The 21,460-nt window shown below is 69.8% G+C and carries 24 protein-coding genes and 1 pseudogene; 10 read left to right on the top strand and 15 right to left on the bottom strand.

What is annotated here, in order from left to right; all coding sequences use genetic code 11:
• Positions 1-27: 27 nt before the first annotated feature.
• Positions 28-732: a metal-dependent transcriptional regulator gene (locus ACIA8R_RS35700; RefSeq protein WP_357708219.1), complete on the bottom strand. Its 705-nt coding sequence runs from the start codon at positions 730-732 to the stop codon at positions 28-30.
• Between the two features lie 102 nt (positions 733-834).
• On the opposite strand from ACIA8R_RS35700, the gene ACIA8R_RS35695 reads away from it, so the two are divergent.
• Positions 835-1,458, top strand: a complete 624-nt coding sequence (locus ACIA8R_RS35695; protein WP_397042208.1) for a UdgX family uracil-DNA binding protein — start codon at positions 835-837, stop codon at positions 1,456-1,458.
• Here the strand turns inward: ACIA8R_RS35695 and ACIA8R_RS35690 are convergent.
• Positions 1,404-2,690, bottom strand: a complete 1,287-nt coding sequence (locus ACIA8R_RS35690; protein ID WP_357708215.1) for an MFS transporter — start codon at positions 2,688-2,690, stop codon at positions 1,404-1,406. The genes ACIA8R_RS35695 and ACIA8R_RS35690 overlap by 55 nt on opposite strands.
• Positions 2,691-2,700: 10 nt before the next feature.
• On the bottom strand, positions 2,701-3,378 hold the full coding sequence (gene pdxH / locus ACIA8R_RS35685; protein ID WP_357708213.1) for a pyridoxamine 5'-phosphate oxidase: 678 nt from the start codon (positions 3,376-3,378) through the stop codon (positions 2,701-2,703).
• Between the two features lie 153 nt (positions 3,379-3,531).
• Between pdxH and ACIA8R_RS35680 the strand changes: the two genes are divergently transcribed.
• Positions 3,532-4,638, top strand: coding sequence for a citrate synthase 2 (locus ACIA8R_RS35680; RefSeq protein ID WP_357708212.1), 1,107 nt, complete (start codon positions 3,532-3,534; stop codon positions 4,636-4,638).
• 111 nt (positions 4,639-4,749) lie between these two features.
• Positions 4,750-5,859 carry a phosphoserine transaminase gene (gene serC, locus ACIA8R_RS35675; protein ID WP_357708210.1) on the top strand — a complete coding sequence of 370 codons (1,110 nt, stop codon included), beginning with the start codon at positions 4,750-4,752 and terminating at the stop codon, positions 5,857-5,859.
• Here the strand turns inward: serC and ACIA8R_RS35670 are convergent.
• Entirely contained in the window at positions 5,856-6,227 is a 372-nt protein-coding gene (locus ACIA8R_RS35670; protein ID WP_397042207.1) for a BlaI/MecI/CopY family transcriptional regulator, read from the bottom strand. The two genes, serC and ACIA8R_RS35670, sit on opposite strands and share 4 nt — an antisense overlap.
• Before the next feature lie 37 nt (positions 6,228-6,264).
• Between ACIA8R_RS35670 and ACIA8R_RS35665 the strand changes: the two genes are divergently transcribed.
• The gene (locus ACIA8R_RS35665) at positions 6,265-6,843 is read left to right on the top strand and encodes a TIGR00645 family protein (RefSeq protein WP_357708207.1); all 579 of its coding nucleotides are present in this window, start codon (positions 6,265-6,267) and stop codon (positions 6,841-6,843) included.
• Between the two features lie 3 nt (positions 6,844-6,846).
• On the opposite strand, the gene ACIA8R_RS35660 is transcribed toward ACIA8R_RS35665, so the two are convergent.
• From ACIA8R_RS35660 to ACIA8R_RS35625, 8 genes are all read right to left on the bottom strand, one after another.
• Positions 6,847-7,467: a rhomboid family intramembrane serine protease gene (locus tag ACIA8R_RS35660; protein ID WP_364095954.1), complete on the bottom strand. Its 621-nt coding sequence runs from the start codon at positions 7,465-7,467 to the stop codon at positions 6,847-6,849.
• 113 nt (positions 7,468-7,580) lie between these two features.
• Positions 7,581-8,345: a crotonase/enoyl-CoA hydratase family protein gene (locus ACIA8R_RS35655; protein WP_357708204.1), complete on the bottom strand. Its 765-nt coding sequence runs from the start codon at positions 8,343-8,345 to the stop codon at positions 7,581-7,583.
• Positions 8,346-8,351: 6 nt separating this feature from the next.
• Positions 8,352-9,125 carry an SDR family NAD(P)-dependent oxidoreductase gene (locus ACIA8R_RS35650; protein ID WP_357708202.1) on the bottom strand — a complete coding sequence of 258 codons (774 nt, stop codon included), beginning with the start codon at positions 9,123-9,125 and terminating at the stop codon, positions 8,352-8,354.
• A 48-nt stretch (positions 9,126-9,173) separates the two neighbouring features.
• On the bottom strand, positions 9,174-9,512 hold the full coding sequence (locus ACIA8R_RS35645; RefSeq protein WP_364095958.1) for an STAS domain-containing protein: 339 nt from the start codon (positions 9,510-9,512) through the stop codon (positions 9,174-9,176).
• A gap of 161 nt (positions 9,513-9,673) precedes the next feature.
• Positions 9,674-10,411: an energy-coupling factor ABC transporter ATP-binding protein gene (locus ACIA8R_RS35640; protein ID WP_397042206.1), complete on the bottom strand. Its 738-nt coding sequence runs from the start codon at positions 10,409-10,411 to the stop codon at positions 9,674-9,676.
• The gene (cbiQ, locus tag ACIA8R_RS35635; RefSeq protein WP_357708199.1) at positions 10,405-11,160 is read right to left on the bottom strand and encodes a cobalt ECF transporter T component CbiQ; all 756 of its coding nucleotides are present in this window, start codon (positions 11,158-11,160) and stop codon (positions 10,405-10,407) included. Before cbiQ ends, ACIA8R_RS35640 begins: the two co-directional genes overlap by 7 nt.
• Before the next feature lie 23 nt (positions 11,161-11,183).
• The gene (locus tag ACIA8R_RS35630; protein WP_357708198.1) at positions 11,184-12,191 is read right to left on the bottom strand and encodes an energy-coupling factor ABC transporter permease; all 1,008 of its coding nucleotides are present in this window, start codon (positions 12,189-12,191) and stop codon (positions 11,184-11,186) included.
• A 74-nt stretch (positions 12,192-12,265) separates the two neighbouring features.
• On the bottom strand, positions 12,266-14,122 hold the full coding sequence (locus tag ACIA8R_RS35625; protein ID WP_397042205.1) for a glycosyltransferase family 2 protein: 1,857 nt from the start codon (positions 14,120-14,122) through the stop codon (positions 12,266-12,268).
• A gap of 292 nt (positions 14,123-14,414) precedes the next feature.
• On the opposite strand from ACIA8R_RS35625, the gene ACIA8R_RS35620 reads away from it, so the two are divergent.
• Positions 14,415-14,786: a hypothetical protein gene (locus ACIA8R_RS35620; protein ID WP_357708196.1), complete on the top strand. Its 372-nt coding sequence runs from the start codon at positions 14,415-14,417 to the stop codon at positions 14,784-14,786.
• 313 nt (positions 14,787-15,099) lie between these two features.
• Positions 15,100-16,041, top strand: a complete 942-nt coding sequence (locus ACIA8R_RS35615) for a D-2-hydroxyacid dehydrogenase family protein (protein WP_397042204.1) — start codon at positions 15,100-15,102, stop codon at positions 16,039-16,041.
• A 27-nt stretch (positions 16,042-16,068) separates the two neighbouring features.
• Here ACIA8R_RS35615 and ACIA8R_RS35610 read toward each other — a convergent pair whose 3' ends face one another.
• On the bottom strand, positions 16,069-16,638 hold the full coding sequence (locus ACIA8R_RS35610) for a CGNR zinc finger domain-containing protein (protein ID WP_364095969.1): 570 nt from the start codon (positions 16,636-16,638) through the stop codon (positions 16,069-16,071).
• A gap of 72 nt (positions 16,639-16,710) precedes the next feature.
• Here ACIA8R_RS35610 and ACIA8R_RS35605 point away from each other — a divergent pair, with 72 nt between their 5' ends.
• Complete coding sequence (locus ACIA8R_RS35605; RefSeq protein WP_357708192.1) at positions 16,711-17,460, top strand: class I SAM-dependent methyltransferase; 750 nt, start codon at positions 16,711-16,713, stop codon at positions 17,458-17,460.
• A 54-nt stretch (positions 17,461-17,514) separates the two neighbouring features.
• The gene (locus tag ACIA8R_RS35600; RefSeq protein WP_397042203.1) at positions 17,515-18,285 is read left to right on the top strand and encodes an arylamine N-acetyltransferase; all 771 of its coding nucleotides are present in this window, start codon (positions 17,515-17,517) and stop codon (positions 18,283-18,285) included.
• A gap of 153 nt (positions 18,286-18,438) precedes the next feature.
• Here the strand turns inward: ACIA8R_RS35600 and ACIA8R_RS35595 are convergent, their stop codons facing one another.
• On the bottom strand, positions 18,439-19,281 hold the full coding sequence (locus ACIA8R_RS35595) for a hypothetical protein (RefSeq protein WP_397042202.1): 843 nt from the start codon (positions 19,279-19,281) through the stop codon (positions 18,439-18,441).
• 55 nt (positions 19,282-19,336) lie between these two features.
• Here ACIA8R_RS35595 and ACIA8R_RS35590 point away from each other — a divergent pair, with 55 nt between their 5' ends.
• A complete protein-coding gene (locus ACIA8R_RS35590; protein WP_397042201.1) occupies positions 19,337-20,041 on the top strand; it encodes a class I SAM-dependent methyltransferase in 705 nt (234 codons plus the stop codon).
• A gap of 203 nt (positions 20,042-20,244) precedes the next feature.
• A complete protein-coding gene (locus ACIA8R_RS35585; protein WP_397042200.1) occupies positions 20,245-21,066 on the top strand; it encodes a hypothetical protein in 822 nt (273 codons plus the stop codon).
• Positions 21,067-21,147: 81 nt separating this feature from the next.
• Here the strand turns inward: ACIA8R_RS35585 and ACIA8R_RS35580 are convergent.
• Positions 21,148-21,450, bottom strand: a pseudogene (locus ACIA8R_RS35580) (Imm8 family immunity protein); the annotation flags it as partial.
• Between the last annotated feature and the right edge of the window lie 10 nt (positions 21,451-21,460).

Raw genomic sequence — 21,460 nt, 5'->3', positions numbered from 1 at the left:
GGATTCAACCAAGTGGCTGCGCGCGCGTCAGCGCTTGGAGACAAAAACGTGCGCGGCAACGTCACGCGGAAGCTCCGCGGGAGTGTCGTTCGCGTCACCGTCACCTGTCACCCGCACACCGTCGTCGCTCGCCGCGAGCGTCACCTCGCGTCCGGGTTGTATCCCAACTTGCTTGAGTTTAAGCATCACAGCAGGATCGCTTTGCACTTGTTCGCTGATCCGGCGCACCACGACCGGAATGTCCCTCGGCCCGGCGGCCTCGGACATCGAGGTCAGGACGTTGGCCGCGCCCTCGGCGGCCTCCGGCGCCCCCAGCTCGGCCAGCCCCGGGATGGGGTTGCCGTGCGGGCAGACCGTGGGGTTGTCGAGCAGCGTCACCAGCCGCGCCTCGACCGACTCGGACATGACGTGCTCCCACCGGCACGCCTCGATGTGCACCTCTTCCCAGGGAAGGCCGATGACCTGGGTGAGCAGGCATTCGGCCAGACGGTGCTTGCGCATCACGCGCGTGGCCAGCGTGCGGCCCAGGTCGGTCATCGACAGATGCCGGTCGCCCTCGACGCGGACGAGGCCGTCGCGCTCCATGCGGGCGACGGTCTGGCTCACGGTGGGGCCGCTCTGCTGGAGGCGCTCCGCGATGCGGGCGCGAAGGGGGACGATGCCCTCCTCTTCGAGCTCGTAAATCGTGCGGAGATACATCTCCGTCGTGTCGATCAGGCCGTGTGCGGTCAAGGCTCCTCCCAACTGAAATGCTACGCCGGTCGTGGCGGGGACTGAGCCCGTCCGCTACGGGCACAGAAGTCTTCAGGAACCCTATTGGGAGAACGACCGACGATGGTTAAGGACGGCAACAACGGGGCGGCCGAGTTCCTTCCCGACCGGCGTGATCTCGGCTCCCTGCGGACCGCGGCGGCCCGCTGCGAGGGCTGCGACCTGTACGCCGCGGCCACCCAGACGGTGTTCGGCGAGGGCCCCGAGCAGGCCCGCTTCATGCTGGTCGGCGAGCAGCCCGGCGATCGCGAGGACCTGGAAGGGCATCCTTTCGTGGGTCCTTCGGGACGCGTGCTGGACCGCGGGCTGGAGGAGGCGGGAATCGAACGGGACGCGGTCTATTTGACAAACGCCGTCAAACATTTCTCCTTCACTCCGCGGGGGAAGAGAAGGATCCACCAGAAGCCGACGGTGGCCGAGATCGAGGCCTGCCGGCCGTGGCTCGGCGCGGAGCTGGCGCTGGTGGGGCCCGAGGTCGTCGTGGTGCTCGGCGCGACGGCGGCCAGGTCGCTGCTGGGCAGGGCGTTCCGGCTGACGGAGCACAGAGGCGAGCCGGTGCCGCTCGGCGACGCGCTCGCGGTGGCCACGATCCACCCCTCGGCGGTGCTGCGCGCGCCCGACAGGGACGCGGCCTACGCGGGCTTCGTCTCCGACCTCAGGGCCGCGGCGCGGGTGTCGGAGCGGTAGTCGCGGAACGCGGCCACCGACAGGCCGACGACGAGCACGGTGACCGCGCACGCCAGTCCCCCGCCCACCCAGGCGCCGGTGAGCCCGAAGGCGGTCGCGGTCGCCCCGGCGCGCAGGTCGCCCAGGCGCGGGCCGCCCGCCACCACCACCATGAACGCTCCCTGCATGCGCCCGCGCATCTCGTCGGGGGCGTAGAGCTGCAGGATCGACTGCCGCCACACCGACGAGATCACGTCGGCCACGCCGCCGACCGCCATGAACGCCACGACCAGCCACAGCTCGCCCACCAGCCCCGCGGCCGCCACGGCGAGCCCCCACATGGCGATCGCCAGCACCAGCGCGAGGCCCTGGCGCGAGACGCGGCCCACCCAGCCGGAGAACAGCGCGCCGGCTACCGAGCCGATGGCCATGGCCGAGGTCGCCCAGCCGAGCGCGGTCATCGAGCCGCCGAAACGTTCGGCGGCCAGTTCGGGGTAGAGGGCGCGCGGCATGGCGAAGACCATCGCGATGATGTCCACGACGAACGACATCAGCAGCACCGGGCTCCTGGCGATGAAGCTGAGGCCCTCCCAGACCGCCCGGGCCCCCGGACGTCCCACCTCGGTCAGCGGGGGCAGGGCGGGCAGCCTGAGGGCCGCGTAGAGGCCGGCGCTGAACAGCAGGGCGTCCACCGCGTAGGCGGCGGCGTAGTTGGGGTGGTCGCCGCCGGTGGCCAGCAGCACGCCGCCGAGCATCGGGCCGACGACCGCGCCGAGGCTGTAGACCAGCGAGTTGAGCGCGTTGGCGGCCGGCACCAGCTCGGGGTCGAGGATGCGCGGGATCACCGAGCCCCTGGTCGGGCCGGTGATCGCGAACCCGGTGGCGTTGACCGCCGTCGCCGCGAAGATCAGATAGACGTTGCCCAGCCCGAGCAGGGCCTGCGCCAGGATGACCAGGGTGGCCGCCCAGGTGATGAGCGAGCCGATGACGAGCAGCCTGCGCCGGTCGAAGGCGTCGGCGACGGCCCCGCCCCACAGCCCGAAGACCAGCAGCGGGATCAGGTTGGCCATGCCGAGCAGGCCCACCCAGAGCGAGGAGTGGGTCAGGTCGTAGACCTGCTGGCCGACCGCCACGACGGTGACGGCGACGCCCACGTTCGAGACCGCCTGACCGGACCAGATCCGGCGGTAAGCGGGCACGGCCAGCGGCCTGGTGTCCACAAAATGACGTTTGACCAGTTCCCCGAATGCCACCTAAGGCAATTTAAGGGGCAAGTCTTTCCAAGGCCCACCCGGGTCGGGTACGCCGGTACCGCAGCCTGTCGTGCATCCGGTCCAGCTGTCCCTGCCAGAACTCCACCTCGATCGGGGTGACCCGGAAGCCGCCCCAGAAGTCGGGCACCGGCGGATCCTCCGGCCAGCGGGCGGCCAGCTCCTCGTAGCGCTCGTCCAGCTCCTCGCGCGAGCGGACGACCGCCGACTGGCGCGAGGCCCAGGCCCCGATGCGCGAGCCGTACGGGCGGGAGTTGTAGTAGTCGGCCGACTCCTGGTGGGAGATGCGGGCGACCGTGCCCTCGATGCGGATCTGGCGGCGGATGGCGTGCCAGGGGAACAGCAGCGAGGCTCGCCCGTTCTCGGCCAGGTCGCGGCCTTTGCGGGACTCGTAGTTGGTGTAGAAGATGAAGCCCTGTTCGTCGTAGCCCTTGAGCAGGACGGTCCTGGCGCTCGGCCGGCCGCCCGCGGAGGCGGTGGCGAGGACCATGGCGTTGGGTTCGGGCAGGCCGGATTCGAGCGCCTCCTGGAACCAGACGGTGAACTGCGCGATGGGGTCGGACGCGAGGTCGGTTTCGAGCAACGGCTCGCCCTCGTACGTTCGGCGTAGCCCCGCCAGCAGGGGCGGGCGCGGGGTGGCATCCACGAGAAGGTATTCTTGCGCGCTCATGTGGCAGATCCCACAGAAGGCTCCCTACCAGCGGGTTTGGCGTTTCGGCGGGTCCCGAGACCGACCATGAGCTGGGAGGGGGTTAAATTGACCCGCCGGTATCTCGACATCAAGGCATTGCCGTTACATGGCAAGAAAGGGAGGCGGCCGAGCATGTCCGACTTCAAACCCGGCCTCGAAGGCGTCGTAGCTTTCGAGACCGAGATCGCGGAACCGGACAAAGAAGGGGGCGCCCTTCGATACCGGGGCGTCGACATCGAGGAGCTGGTCGGCCGTGTCCCGTTCGGGCACGTTTGGGGCCTGCTGGTCGACAACAAGTTCCAGCCGGGCCTGCCCCCGGCGGAGCCGTACCCCATCCCTGTCCACTCCGGTGACATCCGTGTAGACGTGCAGAGCGCGCTGGCCATGCTGGCTCCGGCCTATGGCTTCAAGCCCCTGCTCGACATCAGTGACGAGGAGGCCCGCGACCAGCTCGCGCGCGCCTCCGTGATGGCTCTCTCCTTCGTCGCGCAGTCCGCGCGCGGCCTCGGCCTGCCGATGGTGCCGGAGAGCCGGGTCGACGAGGCGAAGACCATCGTCGAGCGTTTCATGATCCGCTGGCGCGGTGAGCCTGATCCCAAGCACGTCAAGGCCATCGACGCTTACTGGACCTCGGCCGCCGAGCACGGCATGAACGCGTCCACGTTCACCGCCCGCGTCATCGCCTCCACCGGCGCGGACGTGGCGGCGGCGCTGTCCGGCGCCGTCGGCGCCATGTCGGGCCCGCTGCACGGCGGCGCCCCCGCCCGCGTGCTCCACATGATCGAAGGCGTGGAGCAGCTCGGCGACGCCAAGAAGTACGTCCAGGGCGAGCTCGACAAGGGCAACAGGCTCATGGGCTTCGGCCACCGCGTGTACCGCGCGGAGGACCCGCGCGCCCGCGTGCTGCGCCGTACCGCCAAGGAGCTCGACGCGCCCCGCTACGAGGTCGCGGCGGCGCTGGAGCAGGCCGCCCTGGAGGAGCTGCACGCCCGCAAGCCCGACCGGGTGCTCGCCACGAACGTCGAGTACTGGGCGGCCGTGGTGCTCGACTTCGCCGAGGTGCCCTCGCACATGTTCACCTCGATGTTCACCTGCGCCCGCACGGCCGGCTGGGCCGCGCACATCCTGGAGCAGAAGCGCACCGGAAGGCTGGTGCGGCCGAGCGCCAACTACATCGGCCCGGCGTCGCGCCCGCTCAGCGACGTCCCCGGCGCCTCCGAGGTTGCCGGCACGATCTGACACGATTTCGCCCGTGTCATGAACGGCCCGCCCGATCAAGGGCGGGCCGTTCCGCGTCTCATTCGGCGGACCCGCGCGACGTCACCCGGACGGCCTCAGTACGCTTGGCACGTGGCTGACATCGTGATTCCCGCTGACATCAAGCCCGCCGACGGCCGCTTCGGCTGCGGGCCCTCGAAGGTTCGCACCGAGCAACTGGCCGCGCTCGCCGCCTCCGGCGCGAGTCTCATGGGCACCTCCCACCGCCAGAAGCCGGTCAAGAACCTGGTCGGCCGCGTGCGTTCCGGGCTCGCCGACCTGTTCTCGCTGCCCGAGGGCTACCAGGTCGTGCTGGGCAACGGCGGCACCACCGCGTTCTGGGACATCGCGGCCTTCGGGCTGATCAGGGAGAAGTCCCAGCACCTGGCGTTCGGCGAGTTCTCCTCGAAGTTCGCCGCGGTCGCCAAGAAGGCGCCCTGGCTGGGCGACCCGAGCGTGATCAAGTCCGACGTCGGCACCTACCCCACCGCGGTGGCCGAGGACGGCGTCGACGTCTACGCGCTCACCCACAACGAGACCTCGACCGGCGTCGCCATGCCGATCTCCCGCGTGGGCGGCGACGACTCGCTGGTGCTGGTCGACGCCACCTCCGGCGCGGGCGGCCTGCCGGTCGACATCGCCGAGACCGACGTCTACTACTTCGCCCCGCAGAAGAGCTTCGCCTCCGACGGCGGCCTGTGGATCGCGATCATGTCGCCGCGCGCCCTGGCCAGGGTCGAGGAGATCGCCGCCTCCGGCCGGTACGTCCCCGAGTTCTTCAGCCTGCCGATCGCGATCGACAACTCCGGCAAGGACCAGACCTACAACACGCCCGCCGTGGCCACGCTGTTCCTGCTGGCCGACCAGCTCGACTGGATGAACGGCAACGGCGGCCTGGCCTGGACCACCGCCCGCACGGCCGACTCCAGCCAGCGCCTGTACACCTGGGCCGAGAAGTCGTCCTACGCCACGCCGTTCGCCGCTCCGCAGTTCCGCTCGCAGGTGGTCGGCACGATCGACTTCAACGACGACGTCGACGCCGCAGAGGTGGCCAAGGTGCTGCGCGCCAACGGCATCGTCGACACCGAGCCCTACCGCAAGCTGGGCCGCAACCAGCTGCGCATCGCGATGTTCCCGGCCATCGAGCCGTCCGACGTCGAGGCGCTGACGGTCTGCGTCGACCACGTGGTCGAGCGGCTCTAGCCCGGCGCCCGCCGGCGCGTCCGGCGGGCCAGCTCGTCCAGGAGCGCCAGGGCGTCCTCCTCCTCGACGCTCTGCGCGAACCTCGTCAGCACCGGCAGCCTGTCGGTGCTGACGGCAAGCGCCTCCAGCATCAGGCGGCTGACGTGCTCGGCCCTTGAGCAGGCGGCCGCGTAGCGGAAGGCGTTGCGCGAGGGCGTGCGCACGAGCAGCCCCTTGCGCGCCAGCCGCTCGGCCACGGTCTGCACGGTCGTGTACGCGAGGTCGCGTTCCTCGTTGAGCCTGTCGAGCAGCTCCCTGACGCGCATGGCCCGGCCGGCATCCCACAGCACGTTCATGATCGCGCGTTCCAGGGATCCCAGGTTCGCCAACTCACCAGTCCTCCGGCTCGATCAGTAGGAAACATTCTTGCCTGAAAAGCCCCCTATCGGCCAGGGGCGAGCGCTGCCCCGGAGCCTCGGCTACCTCATGTTCGCCAGCCGCTGGCTCCAGGTCCCGCTCTACCTGGGCCTCATCGTGGCCCAGGCGGTGTACGTCTGGCAGTTCATGACCGAGCTGTGGCACCTGCTGAGCAGCGTCTTCCTGCACCCGGCGACCGGCGACGGCACGTCGGCCGAGGTCGTCGTCATGCTCACGGTGCTGGCGCTGATCGACGTCGTGATGATCTCCAACCTGCTGATCATGGTGATCATCGGCGGCTACGAGACGTTCGTCTCGCGCATCAATCTCAACGACCATCCCGACGAGCCCGAATGGCTCTCCCACGTCAACGCCAACGTGCTGAAGGTCAAGCTGGCCACGGCCATCATCGGCATCTCGTCGGTGCACCTGCTGCAGACGTTCATCCGGGCGCGTGACGTGCCCAACGACAAGATCATGTGGCAGACGATCATCCATCTGGCGTTCGTGGCCTCGGCGATCGGCCTGGCGCTCATCGACCGCATGCTCTCCAGCTCGCCGGCCGAGCACACCAAGCCGCACCTGTAGGGCTCAGAGCGAGGCGGGCAGCTCTTTCCTGCGCCGCAGCACCCAGGCGGCCACCACGCCGCCCAGGAGCCCGAACAGGTGGCCCTGCCAGGAGATGCCCTGCTGGTTGGGCAGCAGGCCCCACAGGATCGAGTAGTAGGCCACGCCCACGCCGATGCCGATCAGGATGTCCACCAGGCGGCGGTCGAACAGCCCCCGGGCCAGCACGAAGCCGAAGTAGCCGAAGACCAGGCCGCTCGCGCCGATCGTGATCACGCCGGGGCTGGACACCCACGTGCCGACGCCGCCGATCACCACGATCAGCAGCGTGGCCCACAGGAACTTGCGGATGTCGCGCACCGCCGCCAGGAAGCCCAGCACCAGCAGCGGCAGCGAGTTGGCCATGAGATGGCCGAAGCCGCCGTGCAGGAACGGCGCGAAGAAGATGCCCAGCAGGCCGTCGGGGTCCCAGCCCGCGATGCCGTACGAGTCGAGCGCGCCGCCCATCACGTAGTCGACGCCTTCCAGCACCCACATCACGGCGAGCATGGACCCGAGGATGACGATCGCCTTGATCGCGCTCGACAGGAAGGTGCCGGCGCCGCGCCTGGCCGACTCGAACCTGGAACCGGACTGGTCGCTCATGCGCTCTCCTGGTGGTCGTCTCCTCTTTTTTACCGTACGCAGGAAAGCTCACGCGCGCGCGTTGACGCCGCCCCTCCCGGACGTCCCGGAAGGGGCCGGCGTGCCGACGAGGGTTACTCGCCCTTCCACTGGGGGGCGCGCTTCTCGGCGAAGGCCGCCGCGCCCTCCATCGCGTCCTTGGAGCCGAACACCGGGTTGATGATCGCGCCCTGCTTCTTGAACATCTCCTCCAGCGACCAGTCCTGGGACTCGATGATCACCTTCTTGGTCGCCGCGAGCGCCAGGGGCGCGTTGGCGGCGATCTTGCGGGCCAGCTCCAGCGCGCCCTCCAGGGCGGCCCCCGGCTCGGTGATCCGGTTGACCAGGCCCAGCTCGTACAGGCGGGAGGCCGGGTAGTGGTCACCGGTCAGGGCGATCTCCATGGCCACGTGGTACGGGATGCGCCGCGGCAGCCGCATGATCCCGCCCGCGCCCGCCACCAGCCCCCGCTTCGGCTCGGGCAGCCCGAACGTGGACTCCGACGAGGCCACGATGACGTCGCAGGACAGGGCCAGCTCGAACCCGCCGGCCAGCGCGTACCCCTCGACCGCGGCCACCAGGGGCTTCTTGGGCGGCGCCTCGGCGATGCCGCCGAAGCCGCGGCCCTCGACCACCGGGAGGTCGCCGGTCAGGAACCCCTTGAGGTCCATGCCCGCGCAGAACGTGCCGCCGGCGCCGGTCAGCACGTACGCCGAGATCTCGGCGCGGGCGTCGAAGGTGTCCAGCGCCTCGGCGATCCCCCGGGCCACCGCGCCGTTGATCGCGTTACGCGCCTTCGGCCGGTTGATGGTGATGATCGCGACGTTTCCGGACTGCTCGACGAGCACTTCGTCAGACACGAGACCTCACTTGGGCTGGAAGCGGATGCCGCCGTCGAAGCGCACGACCTCGGCGTTCATGTAGTCGTTCTGGATGAGCGAGTGGACCAGGTGGGCGAACTCGTCGGCGCGGCCCATGCGCTTGGGGAAGACGACCGGGGCCACGAGCTTGGCCTTGAACTCCTCGGCGTTGCCGGAGAAGCCGTAGATGGGGGTGTCGATGATGCCGGGGCAGATCGTGTTGACGCGTACGCCGATGGCCGCCAGGTCGCGCGCGGCGGGGACCGTCATGCCCACGATGCCGCCCTTGGAGGCGGAGTAGGCGAGCTGGCCCGTCTGGCCCTCCAGGGCGGCCACGGAGGCGGTGTTGATCACGACGCCGCGCTGGCCGTCGGCGTCGACCGGCTCGGTGGCGGCGATGGCGGCCGCGGCGACGCGCATCAGGTTGAACGTGCCGATCAGGTTGACCTCGATCACCTTGCGGTACGTGGCCGGGTTGTGCGGCTTGCCCTCGCGGTTGACCGTGCGCTCGGCCCAGCCGATGCCCGCGCTGTTGACCACGACGCGCAGCGGCTTGCCCGTGGCCACGGCCGCGTCGACGGCCGCCTGCACCTGATCGTCGTCCGACACGTCCGTCCTGACGAAGACGCCGCCGAGTTCGTCGGCGACGGCCTTGCCGCGCTCCTCGTTGAGATCGGCGATGACCACGGTGGCGCCCGCCCGGGCGAGCTCACGGGCCGAGGCCTCGCCAAGGCCGCTGGCACCGCCGGAGATGATTGCTGCAGATCCGTTGACGTCCATATCCCGGACCTTAACGCGCCAACCGAATGAAGTTCTACTCGGGGCGGGTTAAATTCCCCCCACGGCGCTGTCGACGTCGGAGTACACCTTGATCCGCCGGTCGAGCCCCGTGGTCCGCAGGATGCGGGCCACGGGCGCCTGGGGCGCGGCCAGGCACACCCCGCCGCCTTCTCCGGTGGCCAGCCGCCAGGCCTCGATCAGCACCGAAAGACCGCTGGAGTCCATGAACGACAGCTGCTGCAGGTCGAGCACGAGCCTGGCGCTGTCCTGCTTGATGGCGTCGCGTACCTCGTCGCGGAGGAACGGTGCGGTGAACAGATCGAGCTCTCCCTCAACGGCCACCACCACGGCGTCACCCAGGGCGTGTCGCGCAAGCCGCAGCTTCATTTGGCCCCTCCTCGATGAGCCACTGTACTTCGACATCCCCGGATAGCGGGCATGCACAAACTACGAAGAGCCGGATGTGGAAGGACTGGGCCGGATCGATCGCGCGCCGGAGGTCGCGCCAAGGGTTCCCACCCGGCCCGCGACCTGGGCGCCAGGTCGCCTCACCCGGCCGGGACGGCGAAGCCGTAAGGGAGCTCCAGGCGGTGTTCGGCCAGCAGCCCGGGGTCGGCCAGCAGCTCGCGCGTCGGGCCGTCGGCGGCGATCACGCCTCCCGACAGGATCAGCGAGCGCTCGCACAACTCCAGCGCGTACGGCAGGTCGTGGGTGACCATGAGCACCGTCACGTCCAGCGACCGCAGGATCTCGGCCAGCTCCCTGCGTGCGGCCGGGTCGAGGTTGGAGGAGGGCTCGTCGAGCACCAGGATCTCCGGCCGCATCGCCAGCACCGTGGCCACCGCCACCCTGCGCCGCTGCCCGAACGACAGGTGGTGCGGCGGCCGGTCGGCGGCCTCCAGCATGCCGACCCGGTCGAGCGCGTCGCGGACCACCCGGTCGAGCTCGGCGCCCTTGAGTCCGGCGTTGGCCGGGCCGAAGGCGACGTCGTCCTTGACCGTGGGCATGAAGAGCTGGTCGTCGGGGTCCTGGAAGACCAGGCCGACGCGCTGCCTGATCTCCTTGAGCGTGTCCTTGCGCACCGGGACGCCGCCCACGGCCACATTGCCGTGCCCGGCGGTGAGAATGCCGTTGAGATGCATGACGAGGGTCGTCTTGCCGGCGCCGTTGGGGCCGAGCAGCGCCACCCGCTCGCCGCGGCCGATCGCCAGGTTCACGCCGAACAGCGCCTGAGTGCCGTCGGGGTAGGCGTAGGCCAGGTCACTGACCTCCAGAGAGTTCACCATGAGAGCCCCAGAACCGCGAGTGCCGTGACGGGCAGGGCGAGCGCCGCCCCCCACTGCCCGATGGATGCCGAAATATCTTGAATTATCGGCATCCGTCCGGAGTAGCCGCGGCTCAGCATCGCCAGATGCACCCGCTCACCCCGCTCGTACGAACGGATGAACAGCGCCCCGGCCGAGCGCGCGATCACCGGGATCTGCCGGAAGTTGCGCGCCTCGAACCCGCGCGACTCCCGCGCCACCCGCATCCGCCGCATCTCCTCCACGATCACGTCCATGTACCTGAGCATGAACATGGCGATCTGCACCAGCAGGCTCGGCAGCCGCAGCCGCTGGGCCCCGACGAGGATGACCCGCGGCTCGGTGGTGGCCGCGAGCAGGATCGAGGCGATCACCCCGAGCGTGGCCTTGACCAGGATGTTCCAGGCCGCCCACAACCCCTGCACGCTCAGCGAGACCCCCAGCACCGTCGTGCGCTCCCCCATCCCGATCACCGGGATCAGGAACGCGAACAGCACGAACGGCACCTCGATCACCATCCGCCGCAGCACGTGCCCGAACGGCACCCGCGCGGCCAGCGCGACGCCCCCGAGCAGCACCGCGTAGACCGCGAACGCCCAGAAGCGCTCCCGCGGCGTGGCCACCACGACGACGGCGAAGGCGAAGACGGCGAGCAGCTTGCACTGCGGCGGCAACCGGTGGACCGGTGAGTCACCCGGCAGATAGAGATCGTGCCGATGCCCCGCGCCCACCGTCACTCACCGTCTCTCACAGATCAGACCCCCACGTTCGTACGGCTCCGCGCGGCGAACGCCACGCCACCGGCGATGAGCAGCACGAGCCCGACGCCGACGATCCCGGCCACGCCGACCGGGATGCCGCCCACCTCACCGTAGTCGGCCAGCGCCCACGACCCGAACGCGTGGTCGACCGCCTGCCCGCTGAAGCCCTTGTTCTCGGCCACGGCCTCCAGCCCGTCGGGGTCGGAGGCGGCGAAGAAGGAGACCACGCCGGCCAGCACCAGGGTCAGCCCGATCCCGCCCAGCAGGAACGGCCTGAGTGCGCCCGGCCGGGCCGCCGGCGCCTCCTCGCCCACGGTCGTGGTCGTGCCCTCGGCGCCCTTGAGCACCAGCGGCTTGGCCAGCCCGCGGGCGCCGTAGACCAGGTCGGGCCGTACGGCCAGCACGGCGGCGACGGTGGTGGCGGTGATCAGGGCCTCGCCGATGCCGATCAGCACGTGCACGCCGCCCATGGCCGCGGCCACGGCCGACACCTCGATGGGCGCGGTCCCGCCGATCCAGAACAGCAGCGAGAACACCAGCGCCGAGGCCGGCACCGAGATCAGCGCACCGAGGAACGCCCCGAGCGTCACCCCGCCCCTGCCCCTGGACAACCCGGTGACCAGCCGGAACACGCCCCAGCCGACCAGCACGGTGACGATGCCCATGATCGTGATGTTGACGCCCAGCGCGGTCAGCCCGCCGTCGGCGAAGAACACTGCCTGCACCAGGAGCACCACGGCCATGCAGAGCACCCCTGTGTAGGGCCCCACGAGTATCGCCGCCAATGCGCCGCCCAGCAGGTGGCCGCTGGTGCCCGCCGCGACGGGGAAGTTCAGCATCTGGACCGCGAAGATGAAGGCCGCCACGAGCCCCGCCATGGGCGCGGTCCGGTCGTCAAGTTCCCGGCGTGCGCCCCGCAGGCAGACCGCCACCCCGGCGGCCGCCACCGCTCCGGCGGAGACGGAAGTAGCTGCGTTGAAGAAGCCATCGGGTACGTGCACGGCAACGCCTCCAGAAGGACGAACAAATCCTTCTCACTTTAGAGCATTGCCTTGCACCTGCACATAGGTGGCAATTACTGAAGGATCCTCCTGAGGATCGTTCGCGGCGTCAGCCGGTGCACGACCGTGCTCAGCCGCCCCTTCCCCGAGGTCGCGTACGGCCGCACGCTGCGCAGCAACGCCGCGCCCCACCACCTGCGCGGACCGGCGACCGTCTCGGCGTCGGTCTCGACCCTGAACCGCGCGGGCGGCCCGCCCAGGTCGAGCTCCAGGTAGGCGTCCCAGGTGCCGGGCGGGAGCCGGCCCACCGCCGGCCTGGCCGCGAACCCGCCCCCGGGCAGCGCCGTCACGCGCTCGGCGCGCTCGCGGCCGGTACGCCGCTCCCGCCAGACGATCTGCCTGACCGCCGTGCACTCGGGGACCGTCCCGGCCACGCTGACCTCGCCGTGCACGACGAGCCGGTGGCCCAGCGCCCACCGCGTCCTGTGCAGCCGGACCGTGCCGGGCACGGCGACGACGTGCCCGCCGACGTCGATGCTCAGGTTGCCGTTGTCCCGGGTGAAGTACGGCAGGGTCACCACCCCGCCGATCAGGTGGGCCGGCGGCCGGGTGACGCCGTTGTCGCGGTCGGCGCCCAGCCTGCCGTGGCGCACCACCCCCTCCAGCTCGACCGCCACCCGCAGGTCCCAGACGCCGGAGGAGAGCGCGGCGACGTCCACCCGGGCGGTGAACTCGGCGCCCTGCCGCTCGGCCGGAACGACGAGCTCGCCGTGCGGGTCGTTGCGGGCGCGCAGCACCAGGGCCACGCCGTCGTCCTGGCTGATGCCGTCCAGGCCGGCCGTGCCGGTGACCACCAGGTGGTCGCCCTCCCAGCGCAGCCCGGTCAGCCGCCGCCGCACGGTGGCGCTCTCGATGCGGGCCAGCCGCACCAGGCGGTCGACGTCGCCGAGCGCGGCCACGCGCTGCTTGTCGATGCTGTTGAGCCGGGCGTGCACGCCGGGGGTGAACCACTCGTCGCACAGCGCCGCGACCTCCTGCGCGATCTCCTTGCGGCGTACGTCGTCGCTCTCCAGGAACACCGCGCCGAGCTGGGCGAAGGCGTCGAGCCTGAAGTGCCGGCGCAGCAGGTGGTCGCGCAGCGGGCCGGGCTCGACGTGCCGGGCCATGAGCCGGATGGGCCGCCGGATCATGGACAGCCAGGCGACCGGGTCCCTGCTGCCCGCCCGCTGCATGATGCTGGTGCCGTCGGATCTGGAGACCAGGTGGTAGCAGTCGTGGTCGGCGACCACCGAGATCACGCCGGCGTGGCAGTAGGCGTGCACGGTGAACATGATGTCCTCGCCGACCAGCATGTCCTCGGCGAAGCGGATGCCGTGCCGCTCGACCATCTCCCGCCTGAACAGCTTGAAGCAGCTCAGGCTGTTGTAGACGTTGCTGTCGGCGAGGGTCAGGCGCTCGGCGTTCTGCTGGAACATCGAGGCGGGGGCCCGCCTGCCGTGGCCCACGATCTTGCCGAGCACGATGTCGGAGCCGTTCCTGTCGGCCATGGCGACCATGCGTTCGAGCGCCTCGGGGCCGAGGTGGTCGTCGGCGTCGCAGAAGAAGACGTACCGGCCGGTGGCGTGGCCGAGGCCGACGTTGCGCGGCCGGCCCGCGCCGCCCGAGCCCTCGATGTGCACGACCTTCACGCTGGTCTGGTGGTAGGTCGCGTAGAGGTCGAGGAGCTCGGCGCCGCCGTCGGTGGAGCCGTCGTCGACGACGATGATCTCCTTCTTCACCCGCTGCACGAGCGCCGAGGTGAGACACCTGTCCAGATAGGGACGGCAGTTGTGCACCGGGATGACGACGCTGACGTCGACCGTCTCGTCGTTGTTCCCCGCCGCCGACATCGCCACCACTACCGCCACCTCAGAGTCACGTTGCGCTGCCATGTCGTTTCAGTATGTGACGAACGCCCGTCGCCGCGGGGGCCGATCGACCGTCTTCGAGCCACCTAATTTGCCCAGCACGGCGATTCGTTGCATTCCTCGGAAAAGACCCCAGACACGGCTCTAATCAGCACATTCAGCGGTGACCGAATGAGTTTCAGGGGAAAATCTTCGACCTGTGAGAGGAAGAAACTCTCCGCCGGGAGCATGGACCTACTCCTCGGGCTCGCACGTCATCCTCCGGCGGGGTACAGACGTCTACAGTTAGGCAACCTTGACCGGGAAGGTGGCGGGAATGGCATCGAATCTTCGCTGGCATCGGGCGGGCGGCATGACGATGAGCAAGTCCGACTTCGCTCGTTCCTCAGCGCGTCTGACCGAGCTCTTCCAGTGCTCGGCGATGCTGCGACGTACGCGGATGCGGGCCGAGGAGATCGTCGACGAGGCCCGCGCGCTGCTGGCCGAGGCGGAGGCCGAGGAGCTCGCCGACCCCGACCGCATCGAACGGCTGCGCACCCAACTGGAGCAGGCGCGAGCCTCCTACTCCAAGGTTCTCACCGCATATGTGACGCTCTGCCGCAGGATCAACGAGGAGCGGCAGGAGATTCTGGCGATGCAGATGGAGATGGAGCTGAACCGCGATTCCGGCCTGCCAGGAGTGGCCTGATGATTTGCCCTGGACAATTGCCGCAACCCGCGCGGGAATGACCCCACCGGCCCCCGGTCCGCGCCTCCCCTGAGAACGTCTCAGATAGATGTGAACCTATGTGACACCTGAGACGTCATTTGTGCAGGGAGGCCCACCATGCGCGTCCTTGACGGTCTGGCGACGCCGGACCTGGAGGAGCTCAACCTGGAGCTGATCCTGGTCGCGGCGCTGCACGAAGAGGCGGAAAGGCTGGCCGCCGACTGAACGGGCTCCAGCTCCCCGGCCCCGCCGGGGAGCTGGAGCAGGGGGCCGCGGCGTAGGATCACAGGTCATGCTGCGCTGCGCCGTCCTCGACGACTACCAGGGCGTGGCCCTCGGCCTGGCCGACTGGTCACGGGTCCGGGCCACGAGCTTCCGGGCCCACTTCACCAGCCACGACGAGCTGGTCGCGGCCCTCTCCGACGTCGAGATCGTGGTCATCATGCGGGAGCGCACGCCGTTCACCGCGGAGGTGTTCGAGCGGCTGCCCCGGCTGCGCCTGCTGATCACCACGGGCATGCGCAACGCCTCCGTCGACCTCGACGCCGCCCGCGCCCGCGGCGTCACGGTGTGCGGCACGGGCGGCGCCTCCACCCCGCCGGCCGAGCTGACCTGGGCGCTGATCCTCGGCCTGGCCCGGCACCTGGTGCCCGAGGCCACGGCCATGCGCTCCGACGGCCCGTGGCAGAGCACCGTCGGCATGGATCTGCACGGCAGCACCCTCGGGCTGGTCGGCCTCGGCAAGATCGGGGCGCAGATGGCCCGGATCGGGCAGGCGTTCGGCATGGACGTCATCGCCTGGAGCCAGAACCTGACCGCGGCGCGCGCCGGCGAGCTGGGCGTGCGGGCGGTGACCAAGGAGGAGCTGTTCGCCGAGTCGGACGTCGTCTCCGTCCATCTGGTGCTGAGCGAGCGCACCCGCGGGCTGGTCGGCGAGCGCGAGCTGTCGTTGATGCGGCCCAGCGCCTACCTGGTCAACACCTCGCGGGCGGCCATCGTCGACCAGGCCGCCCTGGCGTCGGCGCTGCGCGAGGGGCTGATCGCGGGGGCCGGGCTGGACGTCTTCGAGACCGAGCCCCTGCCCGCCGGGCACGAGCTGCGCAGACTGCCCAACGTGCTGGCCACCCCGCATCTGGGATACGTCACCGGCGGCAACTACGAGACCTTCTTCCGCGACGCCGTGCAGGACATCGACGCGTTCCTGGATGGCGCGCCGATCCGCGTCCTCAGCTGACCCGGCCCGGTTCACCTCCTGGCCGGTTCACTCGGTCCGTGTCCTGGCGCGGAAGGCCGCGGTCTTGACCCGGTTCTGGCAGGCGGTGGAGCAGAAGCGGCGGGTGCCGTTGCGGGAGACGTCCACGTAGACGCGGTCGCAGTGGGGGGCGGTGCAGACGCCGAGGCGGTCACTGAACTCGCTGCCGAGCACGATCGCGAGCCCGGTCGCGCAGCTCGCGGCCCAGTCGCCCGCCAGCGAGCCGCCGGGGCCGTGGAAGTGCAGGTGCCACGGCTCGCCGTCGTGGCGTTCGAGCATCGGCCTGGCCCTGCTCTCCTCCAGCAGCGCGTTGGTGGCCAGGGCGGCGGTGTCGGCGTCGCCGTCCGCCACCGCGCGGAACACCTCGCGCAACCGGGCCGCGACCTCGGCCAGCTCGGCGGCGTCGGCCGCGCCGAGCTCGCGGTGGCCGGGATAGACGCTGTCCAGCGCCTCGGAGGCCGCCGCGACGAGGTCGCCGGGGACGGGGAACTCACGCCCTCGCTGCTCGCCCGGGGTCAGCCCGTTGACCAGCGCCACCGCGACCCGGATGATCGTATCCGTGTGACTGTTGTAATCCACTTGACCAGTTACACCTTCGCGCTCTAAGTTGTGACTGCCCAAATCTTAGACGACGGTTACAGGGAGATTGTGATGCTCACCCACGAAGTCGCACTGCACTGGATCGAGCGTTGGGACCGCCAGCAGGAGGGCTACCTGCCCGACCGGGAGGCCCGCTTCACCGCGCTGATCGACGCGGTCGAGGCCCTGGGACGACCCGATCCCGTGGTCATCGACCTGGGCTGCGGGCCGGGGTCGCTGTCCGCCCGGCTGCTCGAACGCCTTCCCCAAGCCACCGTGATCGCCGTCGACGCCGACCCGCTGCTCCTCGGTCTCGGCCGGGCCGCCTACCCGGGGCTTCGGTTCGTCTCCGCCGACCTGCGCACCGGTGGGTGGACCGCGGCGCTCGGCCTCGACCGTCCCGCCGATGCCGCCGTCAGCACCACCGCGCTCCACTGGATCTCGCCGGAGGAGCTCCAGGAGACGTACGCCGAGCTGGCCGGCGTGCTGCGACCCGGCGGGGTCCTGCTCAACGGCGACCACATGGACTCCTCCTCCCCCACCCTGGCCCGGCTGGAGCGCGCGGTGCACCAGCGCGAGACCGACCGGGTCTTCGGCGACCGCCTCCCCGAGGACTGGCGCTCCTGGTGGGACGCCATCTCCGCCGACCCCGCGTTCGCCGACCTCAACCAGGAGCGCAGCACGGCCGGCGCCTCCCACGACGGCTCCGAGTCCCACTTGGTCGAGCACCACGTCAACGCGCTGACCAAGGCCGGGTTCGGCGAGATCGGCACGTTGTGGCAGCGGGGTAACAACCGTCTGCTGTGCGCCGTACGGAGCTGAGCCCCGACGCCATCCGGCGGGCACGAGCAGGCGAGACGTGGTTTCCTGTACGTCATGGACGAGTCGCAAGTCACCCGCTACTTGGACAGATTCGGAGCGTCCCGGCCGGTGCCCCCGGACGTCCACGGCCTGCGCGCCCTGCAGCTCGCGCACCTGAGGGCGGTGCCGTTCGAGAACCTGAGCATCCACCTCGGCGAACCCATCTCGCTCGCCACGGACGCCCTGTTCGACAAGCTGGTCACCCGCCGCCGCGGCGGATTCTGTTACGAGCAGAACGGCCTGTTCGCCGCGCTGCTCACCACACTCGGCTATCGGGTGACCATGCTCGCGGCGCGGGTGTTCGGGGGCGGCCGGCCCGGGCCGCTGTTCGACCACCTCGCGCTCCGCGTCGACCTCGACGAGTCGTGGCTGGTGGACGTCGGCTTCGGCGACTTCGCCGACGAGCCGCTGCGGCTGGACGAGCGCGGCGAGCAGAAGGACCCGGCCGGGACGTTCCGGATCGTCCCCGCTCCCGGGGAGCACGGCGATCTCGACGTGTCGCACAACGGTGAGCTCGCCTACCGGCTCACGGGGCGGGCCTACGAGCTGGCCGACTTCGTACCGACCTGCTGGTGGCAGGCGACCTCGCCGGACTCGCACTTCACCAGGTCGCCGGTCTGCTCGATCCGTACGGCGGAGGGGCGTACCACGGTCAGCGGGCGCAAGCTGATCGTCACCCGGCAGGGGGAACGGGCCGAACGCATCCTGAACGAGAACGAGCTGCTTCCGGCGTACCGGGAGCACTTCGGCGTGCTGCTGGACCGGGCACCGGCAGCCGGCGCCTGACTCCCCCTGCCCCTCTCCGGGCTCTTTCGGGCCCTTGGGGATCTTCCTGGCTCTCCCGGGCCCTTGCGGCTCTTCCTGGCTCGTGGGCCCCCTTGGCTCTTCCTGGCTCTCGGGCCCTTTCGGCTCTTTCTGAGCGGCGGTGCCGAGGCGTCGTCAGCGCCTGATCGGCTCGCGCAACACCGGCAGCCCCGCCTCGGAGTCGAGCACGAGCCGGTTCCCCAGCGGCCGCGCGAGCGTGACGGTGGTCGTGGCCGTCTTCAGCATGGCCGGACACACCTGGACAACCCTGGCACTTCCCTCGTCCACATCGACCACCACCACCTGGTCCGTCTCGTAGACCCGAACCCCGTGCACGGTCTCGCAGGCGCCGTACCCGTACCGGAGCAGCAGCCCCTGCGACTCCCCCGCGACGAGGTCGTACGCCAGCACCTCCTCGACCTTCCCCGGCACCCGCTCGGGACGAGCGGTCACAGCCGACGGATCGACCGCCACATGCACCTTCTTCTGCTCGACCCCCTCAACGCTGAACACCCACGCGGGGACCCGGACCGTCCCCCGGCTGGTCTCCACCGGCACCCGGCCCAGCCGGACACCGACCACCCGAAGCGGACGGCAACCCTCGGCCGGGCACTCGTCCTCGATGAAGGGGGCCGGCCTGCCGAACTCCGCGTACGCCCTGGACGCCGACACGAGCGGCACACGCGAGACCTTCCCGTCCGGCCATCGCACGTCCGCGCTGGGCGGTGTGTCCGTGGGCAGTTCGACGTCCAGCCGCCACACACCGTTGTGCGCGCTCCTGTTCACCCAGGCCGGAATGTCGCCCACCCGCGCCCATCCCTGCGGATTCAGCACCTCCAACGCCACGAACCCGTCGCGCCAGGCACGATCGTCCGCCGACCCCTGCCACCGCGCAGCCACCTCACGGGCCCGCCCTTGGAACGTCCCCCGTCGCCCGGAATCATCCCCACCGCACACCAGCCCGATGAGCAGTGCCATGAAGAGCCCCACGCTCACCCGTGCTCGTGAACCACCTGAACTACGGTGACCGACCATGGCCGACTACATCTCCCCCGTCTTCTACGACTTGCTCGCAGTGAACAGCCACATACCAGACGTCCGCAAGAAGTTGCCGCCCCTCCTGACCGGAGGTCACCGCAGCATCCTGGAGATAGGCGCCGGAACCGGCCTGATCACCACATCCGTGGCCGAATGGACACCGGCCGAGATCTTCGCCCTGGAACCCTCGGCCGCGATGCGCGCAGTCCTACTGTCCCGCCTGGCCGAACGCCCGGACCTGCTCGAACGGGTCACCGTACTCCCCCACGACGCCCTGAGCCTCGACCTCGACGACCCGCTCGAAGCCATGGTGATGATCAACGTGATGTACGCCCTGGAACCCGGCTACCGCAAGCGGCTCTGGCCCGTCCTGGCCGGTCAGTTGGAGCCCGGCGGTCTTCTGATCTTCACCTGGCGCGACGGCGGCCCGCCGAAACCCCGTCCCATGCGGCAACTCGACTCCCGCCAGGTGGGCCGCCACACGTACACGGTCTCGTCCGAGATCACGGAGTCGGACGACGAAGGCGCCACGTGCCGCTACCTCTACCGGATCACTCAGGGCGACAAACTGCTCAGCGAGGAAGAACTCATCGGCCACGCCTACCGTCCTGCCTGGGAAACCCTCCGGGAAGAGCTCGCGAGCGCAGGCTTCGTCCAGGCCGACGCCCCCGACGGCCTCCTGGCCTGGCGACGCACCTGAACCGTCCTCGAACACCGGGCTGCCACACCGACCGCCATCGCCTCTCGACGTCCGGGCAAATCGACGGCTCCCTCGATATCCCGCACCACCACTGAAACTCAGAATTACCACTCGGCACAGGATCGTTACGAGATATCCCGCATCTCCCCAACACCATTCTCTTACTCTTTCCTCTGCTATATCTCACCCGATCAAGGACCCTGATGAAGCTCTTCTTCGCAAGCCTCGCGACCACGGCCGCAGTCGTGTGCGCGGCAGCCGTACCCGCTCAGGCCGCATCCCTGGCAACCATGCAGGCCGCCCCCACGGACCCGGTGAAAGCCCTGAAGGCCCAACTGCTCCCGGGCAAGGGTGTGAAGATCACCGAATTAAGCAGCATCACCCTCGAATTCACCGCCAACGACCAGGCCATGCAGGTACAGGTGAACACCCGCACCGACGGCACTCTGGCGTTCGGCAAGGGCAACGTGGCGGCCGGCGACCTCCGCGTCCGCATGTCCTCCCGTCAGAAGGCCGCCAAGCCGCCCTACCGGGTCATCGCCGAAGGCAGAAACGCGTACGTGACGAACGCCGGAATCGCCAAGGCGCTGCCCGCCGGTCGTCCCTGGATCGGCGCGAGGACCGGCGACCACGAGAACTCCATCCTCGACACCGGCATCACGCCGGCCGACCTGACGTTCATGCTGGCCAACTCCTCCGAAGTGGCGACCGGCGAATACCAGGGCACCTCCACCCTCGCCGCCTACCGCCACAACAAGGCCGCCGGTGACGGCGACGTCGAATTCCACCTGTACTTCGACAAGAACAACCTGCTCACCCGCGCCGTCGTCGACAGCACATCCACTTCGGACAGCGACGCCTACGAGCAGATGGCCTTCCATACCGACACCAAGTTCTCAGGGTGGGGCGTCAAGACGAAGATCACCGCACCGGCAGCCACCAAGGTCATCAGCGAGAAGAAGCTCAACGCGAAGACCCGCCAGGCCGTCATCAAGGCCGGCTACCCCGAATTCGGCCCCTTCTGACCCCCACCACACTCCCGCCAGGCACCACTGCTGTACGGCCCCGCCGTACAGCAGCCCCCAGCCCTCACCCGGTCGGCCGATCCTCTCCGCCAGCTCACCCCAAGTGGGCGCCTCCAGTACGGCAATCCGATCGCTCAGCCACTCGGTCACCTTGTCAGGATGAAGTTCGGCGACAAAGAGCCGGTGCCGACCGACGATAAAAGGCCGCTGCCCGAGTTTCTCCACGAGCGCCGACGGAGTGCAGACGGTGAGCTGAAATTGCTCCTCACCCACCCCACTTTGAGGACCGACATACATTTCCGGAAGCTCGCAGGCATGGGCGGGATCGTCGATCCTCCCAGCCTCAAGATCGACCCAGCGGAACGCTCCTACTCGTGCCCTCACCACTCAATGA

This window comes from Nonomuraea sp. NPDC051191, from assembly GCF_044455665.1.
Taxonomy (GTDB): domain Bacteria; phylum Actinomycetota; class Actinomycetes; order Streptosporangiales; family Streptosporangiaceae; genus Nonomuraea.
Note: the sequence above shows the minus strand (reverse complement) of the source record. Positions and strands in the feature narration are given on the sequence as shown.